Origin of the sequence: Cryptosporangium sp. NPDC051539, assembly GCF_044454545.1 — a bacterium.
Taxonomy (GTDB): domain Bacteria; phylum Actinomycetota; class Actinomycetes; order Mycobacteriales; family Cryptosporangiaceae; genus Cryptosporangium.
The window spans coordinates 259400-273703 of record NZ_JBITDV010000012.1 but is presented as its reverse complement, the minus strand read 5'-3'; the positions used below and the strand labels follow the sequence as shown (position 1 = coordinate 273703).

The 14304-nt window shown below is 70.5% G+C and carries 14 protein-coding genes; 5 read left to right on the top strand and 9 right to left on the bottom strand.

Features of this window, described 5'->3' with window-relative positions; translation table 11 throughout:
* Positions 1–66 precede the first annotated feature (66 nt).
* From ACIBZJ_RS33335 to ACIBZJ_RS33320, 4 genes are read left to right on the top strand one after another with little or no spacing between them, the layout of a single operon-like run.
* On the top strand, positions 67–483 hold the full coding sequence (locus tag ACIBZJ_RS33335; protein ID WP_395936785.1) for a molybdopterin-binding protein: 417 nt from the start codon (positions 67–69) through the stop codon (positions 481–483).
* A gap of 31 nt (positions 484–514) precedes the next feature.
* Positions 515–1315 (top strand): molybdate ABC transporter substrate-binding protein, encoded by an 801-nt coding sequence (gene modA, locus ACIBZJ_RS33330; protein WP_395936783.1) that lies wholly within the window; start codon positions 515–517, stop codon positions 1313–1315.
* A 14-nt stretch (positions 1316–1329) separates the two neighbouring features.
* Entirely contained in the window at positions 1330–2175 is an 846-nt protein-coding gene (locus ACIBZJ_RS33325) for an ABC transporter permease (RefSeq protein ID WP_395936781.1), read from the top strand.
* Complete coding sequence (locus ACIBZJ_RS33320) at positions 2172–3212, top strand: ABC transporter ATP-binding protein (protein ID WP_395936779.1); 1041 nt, start codon at positions 2172–2174, stop codon at positions 3210–3212. Before ACIBZJ_RS33325 ends, ACIBZJ_RS33320 begins: the two co-directional genes overlap by 4 nt.
* Positions 3213–3266: 54 nt before the next feature.
* Here the strand turns inward: ACIBZJ_RS33320 and ACIBZJ_RS33315 are convergent, their stop codons facing one another.
* Genes ACIBZJ_RS33315 through ACIBZJ_RS33305 form a run of 3 tightly spaced genes read right to left on the bottom strand, consistent with a single transcriptional unit; the run spans position 3267 to position 5225 of the window.
* Positions 3267–4352 (bottom strand): TauD/TfdA family dioxygenase, encoded by a 1086-nt coding sequence (locus ACIBZJ_RS33315; RefSeq protein ID WP_395936777.1) that lies wholly within the window; start codon positions 4350–4352, stop codon positions 3267–3269.
* Positions 4353–4392: 40 nt separating this feature from the next.
* Positions 4393–4785, bottom strand: coding sequence for a nuclear transport factor 2 family protein (locus ACIBZJ_RS33310; protein ID WP_395936775.1), 393 nt, complete (start codon positions 4783–4785; stop codon positions 4393–4395).
* The gene (locus ACIBZJ_RS33305; RefSeq protein ID WP_395936773.1) at positions 4773–5225 is read right to left on the bottom strand and encodes a VOC family protein; all 453 of its coding nucleotides are present in this window, start codon (positions 5223–5225) and stop codon (positions 4773–4775) included. The genes ACIBZJ_RS33310 and ACIBZJ_RS33305 overlap by 13 nt, the downstream gene beginning before the upstream one ends.
* 314 nt (positions 5226–5539) lie before the next feature.
* Here ACIBZJ_RS33305 and ACIBZJ_RS33300 point away from each other — a divergent pair, with 314 nt between their 5' ends.
* Positions 5540–6508 (top strand): aldo/keto reductase, encoded by a 969-nt coding sequence (locus ACIBZJ_RS33300; RefSeq protein ID WP_395936985.1) that lies wholly within the window; start codon positions 5540–5542, stop codon positions 6506–6508.
* Between the two features lie 43 nt (positions 6509–6551).
* On the opposite strand, the gene ACIBZJ_RS33295 is transcribed toward ACIBZJ_RS33300, so the two are convergent.
* The 6 genes from ACIBZJ_RS33295 to ACIBZJ_RS33270 are packed head-to-tail and all read right to left on the bottom strand — an operon-like array spanning position 6552 to position 14244.
* A complete protein-coding gene (locus ACIBZJ_RS33295) occupies positions 6552–7838 on the bottom strand; it encodes an FGGY-family carbohydrate kinase (protein WP_395936771.1) in 1287 nt (428 codons plus the stop codon).
* Positions 7838–9448, bottom strand: a complete 1611-nt coding sequence (locus ACIBZJ_RS33290; RefSeq protein ID WP_395936769.1) for an amidase — start codon at positions 9446–9448, stop codon at positions 7838–7840. The genes ACIBZJ_RS33295 and ACIBZJ_RS33290 overlap by 1 nt, the downstream gene beginning before the upstream one ends.
* The gene (locus tag ACIBZJ_RS33285; RefSeq protein ID WP_395936767.1) at positions 9448–10356 is read right to left on the bottom strand and encodes an ABC transporter permease; all 909 of its coding nucleotides are present in this window, start codon (positions 10354–10356) and stop codon (positions 9448–9450) included. Before ACIBZJ_RS33285 ends, ACIBZJ_RS33290 begins: the two co-directional genes overlap by 1 nt.
* Positions 10356–11555, bottom strand: coding sequence for an ABC transporter permease (locus ACIBZJ_RS33280; RefSeq protein ID WP_395936765.1), 1200 nt, complete (start codon positions 11553–11555; stop codon positions 10356–10358). The genes ACIBZJ_RS33285 and ACIBZJ_RS33280 overlap by 1 nt, the downstream gene beginning before the upstream one ends.
* Positions 11552–13162 carry an ABC transporter ATP-binding protein gene (locus ACIBZJ_RS33275; RefSeq protein WP_395936763.1) on the bottom strand — a complete coding sequence of 537 codons (1611 nt, stop codon included), beginning with the start codon at positions 13160–13162 and terminating at the stop codon, positions 11552–11554. Before ACIBZJ_RS33275 ends, ACIBZJ_RS33280 begins: the two co-directional genes overlap by 4 nt.
* A gap of 2 nt (positions 13163–13164) precedes the next feature.
* Positions 13165–14244, bottom strand: coding sequence for a BMP family ABC transporter substrate-binding protein (locus tag ACIBZJ_RS33270; RefSeq protein ID WP_395936761.1), 1080 nt, complete (start codon positions 14242–14244; stop codon positions 13165–13167).
* Positions 14245–14304: the final 60 nt, after the last annotated feature.

The following is a 14304-nucleotide window of genomic DNA, read 5'->3' as shown; positions in this document are numbered from 1 at the left end:
GTGCGCTCCGAATCCGCGTCATCGATCCGGGGGTGCTGGCCGCATGTGCGGTGTTAGCGTTGACCGGTGCCGACCTACCGAATCAGTGAAGCCGCTGCTCTGCTCGGCGTCAGCGACGACACGGTTCGACGCTGGGCCGATGCCGGCAAGCTGCCGACGATCAAGGAACCGGGCTCCCGGCTCGCCATCGACGGGCGTGACCTCGCCGCGTTCGCGGCCGACATCGCCGCCGACGACGGCAGCACCGGCCTCGGCGCGCCGATCGTCGCGGAGTCCGCACGGAACCGCTTCACCGGCATCGTCACCCGGGTCCTGCGTGACGGGGTGATGGCGCAGGTCGAGATCCAGTCCGGCCCGCACCGGGTGGTCTCGCTGATGAGCCGCGAATCGGCTGACGACCTCGGCCTCCAGCCGGGTGTGCTCGCCGTCGCCGCGGTCAAGTCGACGAACGTCGTCATCGAAGTCCCCCGTCAGCCCGACTAGCCCGCCCACCCTGATCACTCCGGAGGTAACCGTGCGCCGACCGGCTCTCTTCGCGGTCGCTCTCGCCGCCGCCGCGTCGGTGCTGTTGACGGGTTGCGGCTCGAGCGACAGCACCGACACGTCGAGCAGCTCATCGACCGAGGCGAGTACCGATTCGCTGAAAGGCACGATCACCGTTTTCGCCGCCGCCTCGCTCACCGAGTCGTTCACGACGCTCGGCAAGCAGTTCGAGCAGGCCCACCCGAGCGTCACCGTGAAGTTCAACTTCGGGGCGAGTTCGGCGCTGGCCGAGAGCATCGGCCAGGGCGCCCCGGCCGACGTCTTCGCGTCGGCCAGCCAGAAGAACATGGATTCGGCGGTGAAGGCCGGCGACGTGGCCGACCCGAAGACGTTCGCGCAGAACACGATGGAGATCGCGGTGCCACCGGACAACCCGGGCAAGGTCGCCGCGCTCGCCGACCTGTCGAAGCCCGGTCTGAAGATCGCGCTCTGCCAGGAGCAGGTCCCCTGCGGCGCCACCGCGAAGAAAATCCTCGACAAGGCCAAGATCACGGTCACGCCGAAGACGCTCGGAGCGGACGTGAAGTCGGTCCTCACCACGATCTCGCTCGGCGAGGTCGACGCGGGCATCGTCTACAAGACCGACGTCCAGGCCTCGGGGGGCAAGGTCGAGGGCATCGAGATCCCGGCCGGCCAGAACGCGTCGACCCAATATCCGATCGCCACGCTGAGCAAGGCGCCGAACGCCGACGGCGCGAAGGCGTTCCTGGAGTACGTGCTCTCGGCCGACGGCACCAAGGTTCTCGAGGCCGCAGGCTTCACCGCCCCGTGAGCAACGGTCCCGGCGTGCCCGCCGAACACTCGGCGGGCACGCCCGGCCGCGCCCGTCGATCGCCCTCGATCCGCGGTGGCGCCCCGGCGGTGCTGTCGGTGCCGGCGATCATCGCGATCGTCTTCCTCGTGCTGCCGCTGCTGGGCCTGCTGGTCCGGGCGCCCTGGTCGTCGCTGCCGCGGCTGCTCAGCGACCCACTGGTCTTCGAGGCCCTGAAGCTCTCGCTGCTCAGCGCGGTTCTGGCCACCGCACTGAGCCTGGTGTTCGGCGTCCCGCTGGCCTGGGTGCTGGCCAGGGCCGAGTTCCCCGGCAAGACGCTGCTGCGCGCGCTGGTGACCGTGCCACTGGTGCTGCCCCCGGTCGTCGGCGGCGTCGCGCTGCTGCTGGCGTTCGGACGCCGCGGCGTCGTCGGCAGGTACCTCGACGCCTGGTTCGGCTACACGATCCCGTTCACCACCACGGCCGTGGTGCTGGCCGAGACGTTCGTCGCGATGCCGTTCCTGATCATCACGGTCGAGGGCGCGTTCCGGGCCGCCGACCGCCGGTTCGAGGAGGCCTCCGCGAGCCTCGGCGCCGGCCGCTGGACGACGTTCCGTCGTGTCACGCTGCCGCTCGTCGCCCCGTCCGTACTGGCCGGCGCGGTGCTGTGCTGGGCCCGGGCGCTCGGCGAGTTCGGCGCCACGATCACGTTCGCGGGCAACTTCCCGGGCACCACGCAGACGATGCCGCTCGCGGTGTACCTGGCCCTGGAGAGCGATCCCGACGCCGCTATCGCGCTCTCACTGGTGCTGCTGGCCGTCTCCGTGGTGATCCTCGCGGCCCTCCGGGACCGCGTCGTCCGGACGGGAACCGGAGTATGAGCCTCGAGGCCCACGTCCGCGTCGACCGACCGGCTTTCCGTCTGGACGTGACGCTGAGCGCACACCCCCGGCAGGTGCTCGGGGTGATCGGCCCCAACGGGGCCGGCAAGACGACGCTGCTGCGCGCGCTGGCCGGCCTCACGCCGACGACCGGCGGGCGCATCGAGCTCGACGGCCGGATCCTCGACGACCTGCGGGCCGAAGAGCGGCGGGTCGGCGTGGTGTTCCAGGACTACCTGCTGTTCCCGCACCTGTCGGCGCTGGAGAACGTGGCCTACGGGCTCCGGGCCCGCGGCACGCGTAAGCGAGAAGCCCGGGAGACCGCGAGGAACTGGCTGGTCCGTGTCGGCCTGGAACAGCACTCGGCCAAGAAGCCCGGGCAGCTCTCCGGCGGCCAGGCGCAGCGGGTGGCCCTCGCCCGCGCGCTGGCGATCGACCCCGACCTGTTGCTGCTCGACGAGCCGCTGTCCGCGCTCGACGCGGGTACCCGGCTGCGGCTGCGCACCGACCTGCGCTCGCACCTGACGTCGTACGGCGGGCCGTCGCTGGTGATCACCCACGACCCGATCGAGGCGATGATCCTCGCCGACCGGCTGCTCGTGCTCGAGGACGGACGGATCGTCCAGGAGGGCACCGCGACCGAGGTGACCCGCAGGCCGGCGACGGAGTACGTCGCCCGGCTCGTCGGGCTGAACCTGTACCGGGGGACGGCCGCCGGCGGACGCGTCACTCTGGAGACGGGGGGCGAGTTCGTGATCTCGGACCACGAACTGCGGGGGCCCACCCACGTGGCGGTGCGACCGTCGGAGATCGCGGTCTACCGCGCGGAACCCACGCACGGCAGCCCGCGCAACACCTGGCGGGGCCGGATCGCCGGCATCGAGGCACTGGGAGACCGGATCCGGATCGCGGTCGACGGCGAGCCGCCGGCTCTCGTCGACGTCACCGCGGACGCGCTCGCCGACCTGGACCTGGCCGCGGGCCAGGACGTCTGGCTCACCACGAAAGCGTCCGCCGTCACCGCCTACCCCGCATGAAAACAGCCCCCGACCAGGGGGTGTACCTGGTCGGGGGCTCGCCTGCGGCGGGGCTTACAGGCCCCAGTCCATCCGCGGGACGACGGCGGTCTTCACCGAGAACTGGCCGAGGTCCTCGACGCCCGAGGTGTCCTCGCGGTCCTCCTCGCGCGCCTTCACGACGTGCTTGCCGAACTTGTCGACGAGTGGCCGGTCGCTGTCGCGCTTCAGCCACAGGCGCAGCAGGTGGCGCTTGCGGCCGTACTGCGGGTAGTCGACGAACGCGGTCCGCGAGTGCAGAGCGGCGTAGTTGCTGACCCACTGGATGTCACCGGGCTGGAAGTCCATGTCCAGCGCCATGCCCGGCTCGTAGGTGATCTCGTCGAACAGCTTGATGACCTCGATCTGCTGCTCGGTCAGGCGAGGCGTCTCGGGGTAGTCCTGCGCGGTGAAGATGTACGTCGAACCGGCGTACATGCTGAACACGCCGTCCTTGATGCTCACGATCGGAGAGGTGTACGTCTTCTCCGGGGCGTCGTGGTCCTGCTTGTACCAGTCGAAGTAGAACGGCTCGTGCAGCAGCGGAGCCAGGTCCGGACGACGCTGCAGGATCTCGTTGTAGATCTGGGCGCCGGAGACCAGGCTGGACGCGCCGCCCTCCTTCGCCGGACGGAGGCAGAACAGCGCCACCGCGTCCGAGCTGTCGGAGTGGAACACGAGCTTGTCGGCGACGCGCGACGACAGCGCCGACGGGTCGTCCATCGTCTTGGTCGACGTGGCGATCACGTGGTCGATCAGGTCGGCCAGCTCGTTCTGCTTCATCGGCACACCGAGGTGCAGGCCGGTGAGGTAGAAGATCGCGCCGGAGAGCGCGTCCGAGTAGAGCTCGGTCTTGAGGCCCCGGATCAGCACGAAACCGCGACCGCGGTCCATGTCGTTCGCCCACTGCTCGACGGCCGGGGCGCAGACCGGCAGCGGGTAGTCCGCCCTGGTCACCGTGCGCAGGTCGGGGTCGTCCTCGACGAACTTGCGGCCGACGGTCTCCAGCTCGGCGATCTCGGCCTCGTTGAGCTGGTAGATCCAGGTCTTCTCGTGCTGCAGCTGGTCGCCGCGCCAGGCTGCCGGCCCGGTGACCGGGGACAGGTCCGTGGTGACGGTCATCGTGTTTCTCCTAGAAAGGGTTTACTGCGGCCCAGCCGGATCACACCGGCGATTCGGGCGTGAGTTGCTGCTCGACGGTCTTGCCGTCCCAGTAGTCGCGCCGATGCGCGATCAAGCCGTTCGACACGCGGAACCAGAACATCCCGCGCACCGCGACCGGCGTGCCCCGGAAGCGGAACGTCATCCGGTAGGCGACGGCGGCCCGGTCGTCGTCGACCAGGAGGTCTTCGACGTCGTAGTGCAGGTTCTCGAACTCGGCCAGGAATCCGGTCAGTCGCGCTCGATAGGCCGGGCGGCCCCGCAGGCTGTGGCCGGCCGCGGACGTGTGCTCGTTGACGAAGTCGTCGGTGACACACGCCGCGACCGCGTCGGCGTCCCCGGCATTGAGTGCCGCCAGGTAACGCTCGACGATCGCCCGGATCAGTTGCCCCACTTCTCGCGAATCGTCGAGAAGACCTTCTGGTTGTGGGAAATCTCGATGACGTTCCCGTCGGGGTCCTTCAGCGCGCAGACGTAGCCGACCTGGCCACCGATGTCCTGGGGCTCCCAGTGCAGGTTGCCCATCTCCCGGGCCTGGGCCGCGATCGCGTCGACGTCCTCACGGTTCGGCACCTCGATGCCGATGTGCGCGAACGGCGTGAGCTGGCCGTGCCGGCCGCCGTGGTCCTTGTTGAAGTCGACCAGGACCAGCACGAACGGGCTGTCGACCTGCTTGTCGTGCGACAGCCACGCGCTCTGGCCGTCGGCGTCGGAGAACCGCTCCAGCACGACCAGCGGAGTCAGGGAGGTGTAGAACTCGATGGACTTGTCGAGGTCGCCGGACGGCAACGCGACGTGCGTCCACCGTGCCTGCGTCAACTTCGTGTCCGCCACGGGGTACTCCTTCGATTCAGCCCTGGCCCTGCGCTCTGGCGTTACGACCACCGTACTGAGGGGCACGAAGGCTCTGAATGTGCCGGGGAGACAAAGAAGTTCGTCACACTCTGCTTCCGCGAACCATGAGGGTCGCGGGCCGGTTGTGCAAAGGTTGCGCTGTATCGGTTTTGCGCGTGGTTCCCAGCGCCGAATGGGGCCGGCCCTCGTGCGCCGGTCTGCGCCGGGGTCCACCGCCTTGGAAAGGAAACCCGTTGCGCACGCAACTTCTCGGCCGTTCCGGCGTCCGTGTTACCCCGCTGGTGCTCGGCACCATGATGTTCGGCGCCTGGGGCAACCGCGATCACGACGACTGCGTGCGGATCGTCCACGCCGCACTGGACGCAGGCATCAACACGCTGGACACCGCCGACGTGTACGCGTTCGGCGAGACCGAGGAGATCGTCGGCAAGGCGATCAAGGGCCGCCGGGACGACCTCGTGCTGGCCACCAAGTTCTGCGAGCCGGTCGGGCCGGGCCCGGTGAACCGCTCCGGCGGCAGCCGCCGCTGGGTGACGAAGGCCGTCGAGGACTCGCTGCGCCGCCTCGGCACCGACTACCTCGACGTCTACCAGATGCACCGGCCCGACCCCGACACCGACATCGACGAAACGCTCGGCGCGCTCTCCGACCTGGTCCGCCAGGGCAAGGTCCGGACGATCGGCACCTCGAACTTCCCGGCCGGCGACCTGGTCGAGGCGCAGTGGGTGTCCGACCGCCGTGGCCACGAGCGGTTCCGCACCGAGCAGCTGAGCTACTCGATCTTCGACCGCCACGCGGAGTACGACGCGCTGCCGGTGGCCGAGCGGTACGGCCTCGGAGTGCTGGTCTGGAGCCCGCTGAACGGCGGCTGGCTCACCGGCAAGTACCGGCCGGGGTCCGAGCCGCCCGCGGGTTCCCGGGCAGCGACCAACGCCGACCACTTCGACTTCCGCGCCGACGACGCCCGGCACGCGAAGCTCTCCCGGATCGAGGCGCTCGAAGACATCGCCAAGGAAGCGGGAATCACGCTGATCGAGCTCGCGCTCGCGTTCGTGACCTCGCACCGCGCGGTCACCGCGGCGATCATCGGCCCGCGCACGATGGAGCAGCTCGAGTCGCAGATCGGCGCGGCCGAGATCACGCTCTCCCACGAGATCCTGGACCGGATCGACGAGGTCGTGGCCCCGGGGGTGAACCTGCACCAGACCGGCGCGGGCGACCGCCCCCGAGCCCTCACCGAAGCGGCCTACCGCCGCCGCTAGCCCCGGACCAGCGGGACGCGGCCGTCGGCGCCTTCCAGCGCGTCTAGACGGGCTCGCGTGCCTCGGACGCTGCCCCGAGCTCCAGGAAGCGCGCGTAGCCCTCGCGGTAGGCCTCCTGGGGCTCGGGATCCACGATCGTCACGGCGGGGCGCGGCCAGCTCTGCGTCGTGCACGCGCCCGGACCGGGCCACCAGCCCACGCCCGCCCCGGCCGACAGCGCCGCACCGAACGCGGCCAGGTCGGTCTCCGCGGGCACCTCGACCGGCACCTCCAGCACGGAGGCCTTGATCAGGTTCCAGAGCGGGCTGCGCGCCGGGTTCCCCGCGGTCACCAGCGTCGTCAGCTGCACGCCGCCGGCCGCCAGCCCGGACGCCACGTGCGCCAGTCCGTACGCGGTCGCCTCCAGCACCGCCCGCGCCAGTTGCGGACGCCCGGTGTCCGACCCGAGGCCGACGATCTCCGCACGCAGCGCGCGGTTCCAGCGCGGGGCCCTCGCCCCCTCCAGGTACGGCAGCACGAGGACGCCGTCCGAACCCGGCGGCACCGACGAAGCCAGGTCGATCAGCTCCGGGATTCCCAGCCCGGTGACCGTCCGGAGCCAGTCCAGCATCAGCCCGTGGCCGCTCACCGGCCCACCCAGGATGTCGAGCCCGGACAGCGCGCTGCGCAGCGCGTACATCCCCGGCAGCCGCTCACCGGAGGGCACCACGACCGCCATGCCGCCGGTGCGGCCACCGGGGTCCATCCCGCGGCCGGGAGAGTCCAGCGCACCGGCCCAGAACGCCAGGTACGCGTCCTGCGCGCCGGCGACCAGCGGGATACCGGCCGGCAGACCGTGGCTGCCGTCGGTGTGCCCGAGCAACTCCCCGGTGCACACGACCGGCCCGTACCCGGACAGCTCCGGGTCTCCGGGCCAGCGCGATTGGGCCGCGTCGGCACCCAGCCGGACCGAGAGCCAGTCGTAGACCTGCAGCGGGTCGCTCTCGGTCAGCAACGCGAGCTGAGCCGCGTGCTGCTCGGCCGGCGTGCCGGTGGCCCCGGCCGGGTTCCGGTAGGTGACCGCCAGCCCGCCGTTCGCGGGCACGGTCGTCGGGCTCTGGCCGCCCAGCGAGATCGCCGCGCACGGACGGTCGGCGGGCAGCTCGGAGTGGAGCGCGGCGAGCGCGTCGGCGACACCGGTCAGCCAGCCCGCCGGGTCGGCGAAACCGGCCGGCCAGCCGATCGCACCGGGGTAAGGCGCATAGGCCCGCGCGGCGATCTCGCCGTCGGGCCCCAGCGCCAGGGCTCTCGCCGAGTCGCTGCCCAGATGCAGCCCCACCACTACCGTCACTACTTCCCCCCAGAATCGGGCCGCGCCGCGTGCCACACCGTCCGCTGTTGATACGCGTCCCCGGCGCGCAGCACCAGCCCCTCGTCGAACGGCGCACCGACGATCTGGAGGCCGAGCGGCATCCGCGCCGCGGTGAAGCCCATCGGCACGGACAGCGCCGGGTTCCCCACCACGTTCCAGTACGGCGCGTGGACGGCGAAGAACTCGCCGCTTTCGAACATCCGGTCCAGCCGGTCGTACGGCGTGGCCGCGACGGCCGCGGTCGGCGTCACGATCAGGTCCACACCGGGAGCACCGTCGAAGAGCTCCGAAACCGCCTCCTGGCCGGCCCGCCGGACCCGCTGCGCCTGGACGTAGTCGGCCGCGGTGAAGTCGTCGGCCACCCCGATCGTCGCGAGCGTGTTGGCGAAGAAATCCGCGCGGCGCAGAGCGAAGTCGGCCCGGTGGTACGCGAGCGCCTCGCTCAGCGTGATCACGATCGAGGCGGCGGCGATCTCCGGGTACAGCGGCACGGACACCTCGATCAGGTCGGCGCCGAGCGCCACCAGCTCGGCCAGAGCCGCCTCGAACACTCCCGGGAGCGACGGATCGGCCACCGGGGAAGAGAGCCGGTCGACCCCGATCCGGACTCCGCGGAGATCCCCGGTCAGCGACGAGGTGTAGCGCGGCACCGGCACGTCGGCGGTGCTCGCGTCCCCCGGGTGCGGGCCGGCGATCGCTTCCAGCAGCAGTGCGCAGTCGCGGGCGGTGGTCGCCATCGGCCCGATCGTGTCGGTCGACCAGCCCATCGGCGTTCCGCCGGTGCGGGGCACGCGTCCGTAGGTGGGTTTGAGGCCGGTGGTTCCGCAGAACGCGGACGGCATGCGGATGCTGCCGCCGGAGTCGGTGCCCAGCGCGCCGAGGAACGCCCCGGCGATCAGCCCGGCCGCGTTGCCGGCACTCGAACCGCCGGTCCAGCGGGTGACGTCCCAGGGGTTGCGCGGAACCGGGAGTGGCTTGGACGGGTCCGGCGAACCGCAGCCGTACTCCGACGTCAGCGTCTTTCCGACGATCACCGCACCGGCCGCACGCAGGCGCGCGACCGCGGTCGCGTCCTGCCGGTCGTCGTCCGGCGGCACCAGGCTGCCCGCGGTCGTCGGACCGTCCAGAGTGGTCAGCAGGTCCTTGATGCCGAGCGGCAGGCCGGCCAGCGGGCCGAGTGCCTCACCGGCGTCCAGCGCCCGGTCGACCCGCTCGGCCGCCGTCCGGGCCGCGTCCGCGAAGCGGGAGTGGAACAGGCCGAGCTCGGCGTCGGTCTTGTCGGCGACCGCCAGAGCGGCGTCCACCAGGTCGATGCTGCGCATCGCGCCCGCCCGCAGCACTTCCGCCGCGCCCGCGAGCGTCTGCGGGTCCGTTTCTTTTCCTACGCCCGGCCGCGTACCGCGCAGGGGCAGGTTCGAGCCGTACGGGGCCTCGGCGGCCGGATCGAGCCGCCCGGCCAGGTCACTGACCTCGGCCGGACGGCGACGCGACGCCGTCGCCGCACTGAACACCGGGGCGGGCTCGGTGCCGCGCGGGATCGGGGCGGCGTGCAGCCGCTCCGCGAACTCTCGCGCGGCGCCGGCCGCCATCAGGTGATCCCGCGGACGAACGGCTTGCCGAGGGCACGCGGCTCGCGGCTCTTGCTGGCGAACAGCATCATCGCCAGCAGCGCCATCAGGTACGGCGCGGCGACCAGCAGCTGCGAGTTCAGCTGGACACCGAGCGCCGGCAGCGCCAGCCGGAGCGCGTCGGCGAACCCGAAGACCAGGCAGCCGATGAGCGTCCCCTTCAAGCGCCAGGCACCGAAGATGACGGCGGCGATGACGATGAAGCCTCGTCCGGCGGTCATGTTCGCGTTGAACGTGCCGACCTCGCCGGTGGCCAGGTAGGCACCGCCCAGTCCGGACATCAGGCCGCAGTACAGCAGGGCCTGGCGCCGCAGCTTGTTGACCTTCAGACCGGTGACGTCGGCCGCCTGCGGGTTGTCGGCGACGGCACGCAGGTTCAGGCCCCAGCGGCTGCGCTCGACCAGGTACCAGGTGAGCGGGACGATCAGCAACAGCAGGTACATCGGCCAGCGTTGCTCGAAGAACGGCCCGAGGATCGGGACGTCCTTCAGGCCCGGGATGCCGACCTGGCCGACCTGGTGCGCGTCGAAGGTGCTGATCGCGATCAGGAAGCTGGTCAGACCCAGCACCAGCGCGTTGAGCACCAGACCGACGACGAACGTGTTGATCTGCACGCGGTGCGAGAGGTTCCCGTGCAGCCAGCCGACCACCAGGCCGACGATCGCGCCGGCCAGCAGACCGGTCGTCGCGCTGCCGGTGGCACTGGCCACCGCGACCGACCCGAACGCACCGCCGAGCATCATGCCCTCGACCGAGATGTTCTGGGTGCCGGCCCGCTCGGCCAGGTATTCACCGCAGGCGGCGAACGCCAGCGGCGCGGTCAGGCGAAGCGTGCTCGAGAGGATCGTGGTGATCTCTTCGGTGCCCATTACGCGGTCACCTTCTCCGGCTCGGTGGTCGCGGCCGGAACCGGCTCGGACGGCGGCGTCGAGGCCTCGGCCCGCCCACGCGACCGCACCCGGGCCAGCACCGGTGGCACGACGAAGGCCAGTACCAACAGGGCCTGGACGACGTCCACCAGGTAGTTCGGGACACCGGTCGAGGCGAGGAAGCTCGACCCGGAGCGGAGCGCGCCGAAGAGCAGCGCGACCGGGATGGCCGCGATCGGGCGGCTGCGCGCGATGAGCGCGACCAGCAGACCGTCCCAGCCGAAGTTGTTGGAGAGCGCGGGCTGCAGGCGGAACACCGATCCGGAGAGGATCACCGCACCGGCCAGACCGGCGAACGCGCCGGACAGGAACAGTGCCGAACCACCCAGGTAGGACGCCCGCACACCGGCGTGGCGCGCGGCCATCGGGTTGAGCCCGAGCATGTTGAGCCGGAAACCCCAGCGGCTGCGGCCCAGCAGGATGGCCAGCACGATCGTGAGGACCAGCGCGATGACGAGCCCGCCGCCGATCTCCAGGTTCGGGTACTGGCCGAAGCCCATCAGCCGGACGGCCTCCGGAAGCTGCGCCGACTCGGGCGACGCGATGCTGTCGGCCGACGCCCGCGGCGCCTGCAGCAGCCACTGCACCGACACCGCGTAACTGACGACCTGGATCGCGATGAACGACATCAGCAGCGTGCTGACGATGATGTTCACACCGCGGGTGTAGTTCATGACCGCGCTGGCCCCGGACCACAGGCCACCGACGGCGGCGCCGGCCAGCAGGCTCAGGAGCACCACGATCGGGCCCGGCAGGGCGAGGTGCAGCGCCACGTACGCCCCGGCGGCGGCACCGAGGAGGAGCTGGCCCTCCTGGCCGATGTTGAACACGCCGGCCCGGTTGCTGATGCAGGCACCGAGGGCCACCAGGAGCAGCGGTGCGGCGGCCTTGAGCGTCTCGCTCCAGGCCGAGACGTCGGCGACGCTACCGGTGTAGAGGGCGTTCGCCGCATCGATCGGCGAACCGCCGGTGACCGAGACCAGCACCATCGACAGACCGACCGCGACCGCGACCGCGACGATCGTGATCAGCGTGACCTGCACGCCGCGCTCGCTCGGGCGCATCAGCTCGGCGATGTTCGGCAGCTTGCGTTTGCCCTCGCGGGCCATGGCTGCCGATCCGGTGGCGTGCTCGCTCATGCGGCTTCGCCTCCGACCAGCATGCCCAGACGTTCGGCGGTGGCCTCGTGGATGTCGAGCACACCGGTGATCCGGCCGGACGAGATCACGGCGACCCGGGATGCGAGCGCCATCACCTCTTCCAGCTCAGTCGTGATGAGAAGCACGGCAACTCCTCGACCGGCTGCTGCACGCAGCCGCTCGTACATGTCTTCGATGGCCCCGACGTCGAGGCCGTGGGTGGGCTGCGCGGCCACCAGCACACTGGGGTCGGTGGACAGCTCGCGCGCCAGGACCACTCGCTGCTGGTTACCGCCGGAGAGGTTCCGCAGAGGGGTGTCGATCGACGGGGTGGAGATGTTGAACTGCTTGATCAGGTCACTGGCCAGCGCCCGGGCCATCCGGCGCTTGAACAGGAACCGGCCGCTGACCCGGCCGAGGTCGGTCATCACCAGGTTGTCGAGCACCGACATGTCCAGCACGACGCCCGAGCGGTGCCGGTCTTCGGGCACCACACCGACGCCGGCCTTGTGCAGTGCGCCGATCTTGTTCATCGGCACCGCCGAGCCGTTGATCGACACCGTGCCCGCCGTCGGCTCGAGCAGGCCGGACAGCAGGTCGCCCAGGGTCGCCTGGCCGTTGCCCTCGACGCCGTAGAGGGCCAGGATCTCGCCCGGCGCCACCGTGAGCCCGAAGTTGTCGAGCAGTACCCGGCCGTCGGCACCCTTGACCACGACGTCGTCCAGAGCGAGCGCGGGGGTCCCGCTCTCGTCGATCGTCCCGGTCTTGGCCGGAGCGTCGTCGACAGCGGCCTGGACCGCCTCCGGCGTGGTGTCCTCGCTGATCAGACCGAGGGCGGCGCCCTCGGCGTGCAGCGAGACCTCACGGCCGACCATCTGCTTGGCGAGCTCGCGCGGCGACGTCTCGGGGGTCGCGCAGCGGAAGGCGACCGAGCCCTTCCGCAGTACCGTCACCTGGTCGGTGGCGGCCATGATCTCGGCCAGCTTGTGGCTGATCAGGATCACCGCGCGGTTCTCGCGGTTGACCACGTCGCGGAGCACCTCGAAGAGCTCCTGCGACTCGGCCATCGTGAGCACCGACGTCGGCTCGTCCAGGATCAGCACCTCGGGGTCGCGCCGGAGACACTTGATGATCTCGACCCGCTGGCGCTCGCCCGCGGACAGGTCACCGACCCTGGCCACCGGCGAGATCGGCAACCCGTAGCGGGTGCCGACCTCCTTGATCTGGTCGCAGATCTCGTCGCGCTTGATGCGCCCGGGTTCCCCCAGGCTCACGTTCTCCCAGACCGTCAGCGACTCGATGAGGCTGAAGTGCTGGTGGACCATGCCCAGGCCGAGCTCGACCGCCGCCTGGGGCGTCGGCACCTCGACCTGGTTGCCGCTGCGCATGATGACGCCCTCGTCCCGCTGGACCAAGCCGAGGAGCACCTTCATCAGCGTGGATTTGCCGGCTCCGTTCTCCCCCAGGAGGCCGTGGATCTCGCCGCTACGAACGGCGAGATCCACAGCGTCACAGGCGACGACCGGACCGAAACACTTCGTCACGCCACGGAGCTCGAGCGCCGGCGCCTCGAGAGTGCGCGGAGCTTCGTTCAGGCCGTCGGTCAACGTCAGCCTCCGAGCTTGGTGACTTCGGTGTCGGGGTTAACCTTGCCGCTGCCGATGTCGGAGATGAACTGCTTCAGCTTCGCGTTCTGGTCGGCCGAGCCGTTGCAGATCTTGACGGTCGGAACGGAGTCCTTGCCCAGGTGCCAGTCGCGGGAGACGCCCATCTTGAGCTTGCCGTCCGCGAAGTCCGTCAGAGCCGCGTTGAAGTACTCACCCGGGTCGAAGATCACCGAGACGGCGAACTTGTTGCCGGGCTCGCCGCACCGGTCGGTGCCGGGCGTCGACATGAGCAGCCCGTTGGCCGGGGTGGCCAGCGCGGCGACCGCGTCGGTGGCGCCACCGAGGTACGGGTAGACGACCTTGGCGCCCTGCTGGATCTGCGCCGTGGCGGCTTCCTTGGCCTTCGCCGAGTCGTTGAAGTCACCGGTGTAGGTGGTGGCCAGCGTCGCCGTCGGCACGACCTCGCGGATACCGGCCTTGAACGCCTTGGCCGCCTGGACCGAGAAGTCCAGCTCCGGGCCGCTGATGTAGCCGGCCTTCGTGTACTTCTTCTCCTGCATCAGCAGACCGTTGGCGTAACCGGCCGCCAGCAGCGTCTCGTTGATGAAGTCCCGGGAGATCGAGATCTGCGGCGTCTGCTTGATGTCGGCGGACGACGGGACGTACCAGGCGGTGTTCTTGCAGACGGACTCGGCCGAGGCCGGGATCGCGTCCTTCAGCTCGGCCGCGCCGAGGGCGACCAGGTCGACCTTCTGGCGGCACAGGTTACGAGCCTGGTTGAGCGCGTCGGCCGGGTTGATCGAGCCCACCTTGATGAGCGTCCAACCCTTGGACTTGGTGAACGCCTCGGCCTTGGCGACGAAGCTCTCGTAGTAGCCGTTGTCGTTCAGGTCGCCCGGGCTGAGGACGCCGACGATGACCTTGCCGTCGCCATTGACGTCCGGCTCCTTCAGCGCGTTGGAGCCGCTGGACGAAGAGCTGGTGGTGTCGGCCGTGTCGCTCGGGCTGGTACAGGCCGCGAGAGAGACTGCGACGCATGCCGCGGCGGCCGCGACACGTACCGCTCGAGTGGTGAGTCTCATTGGAGTTGAAGTCCTTCCGAGGTGCGTGGAGCCTTGCAATTCGATGCCGTCCAGTGCACG

Bases quoted from the DNA above. Each gene is read 5' to 3' on its own strand.
- ACIBZJ_RS33320 (WP_395936779.1), top strand. From the start codon at position 2,172: ATGAGCCTCGAGGCCCACGTCCGCGTCGACCGACCGGCTTTCCGTCTG.
- ACIBZJ_RS33315 (WP_395936777.1), bottom strand. From the start codon at position 4,352: ATGACCGTCACCACGGACCTGTCCCCGGTCACCGGGCCGGCAGCCTGG.
- ACIBZJ_RS33300 (WP_395936985.1), top strand. From the start codon at position 5,540: ATGATGTTCGGCGCCTGGGGCAACCGCGATCACGACGACTGCGTGCGG.
- ACIBZJ_RS33290 (WP_395936769.1), bottom strand. From the start codon at position 9,448: ATGGCGGCCGGCGCCGCGCGAGAGTTCGCGGAGCGGCTGCACGCCGCC.
- ACIBZJ_RS33285 (WP_395936767.1), bottom strand. From the start codon at position 10,356: ATGGGCACCGAAGAGATCACCACGATCCTCTCGAGCACGCTTCGCCTG.
- ACIBZJ_RS33280 (WP_395936765.1), bottom strand. From the start codon at position 11,555: ATGAGCGAGCACGCCACCGGATCGGCAGCCATGGCCCGCGAGGGCAAA.
- ACIBZJ_RS33270 (WP_395936761.1), bottom strand. From the start codon at position 14,244: ATGAGACTCACCACTCGAGCGGTACGTGTCGCGGCCGCCGCGGCATGC.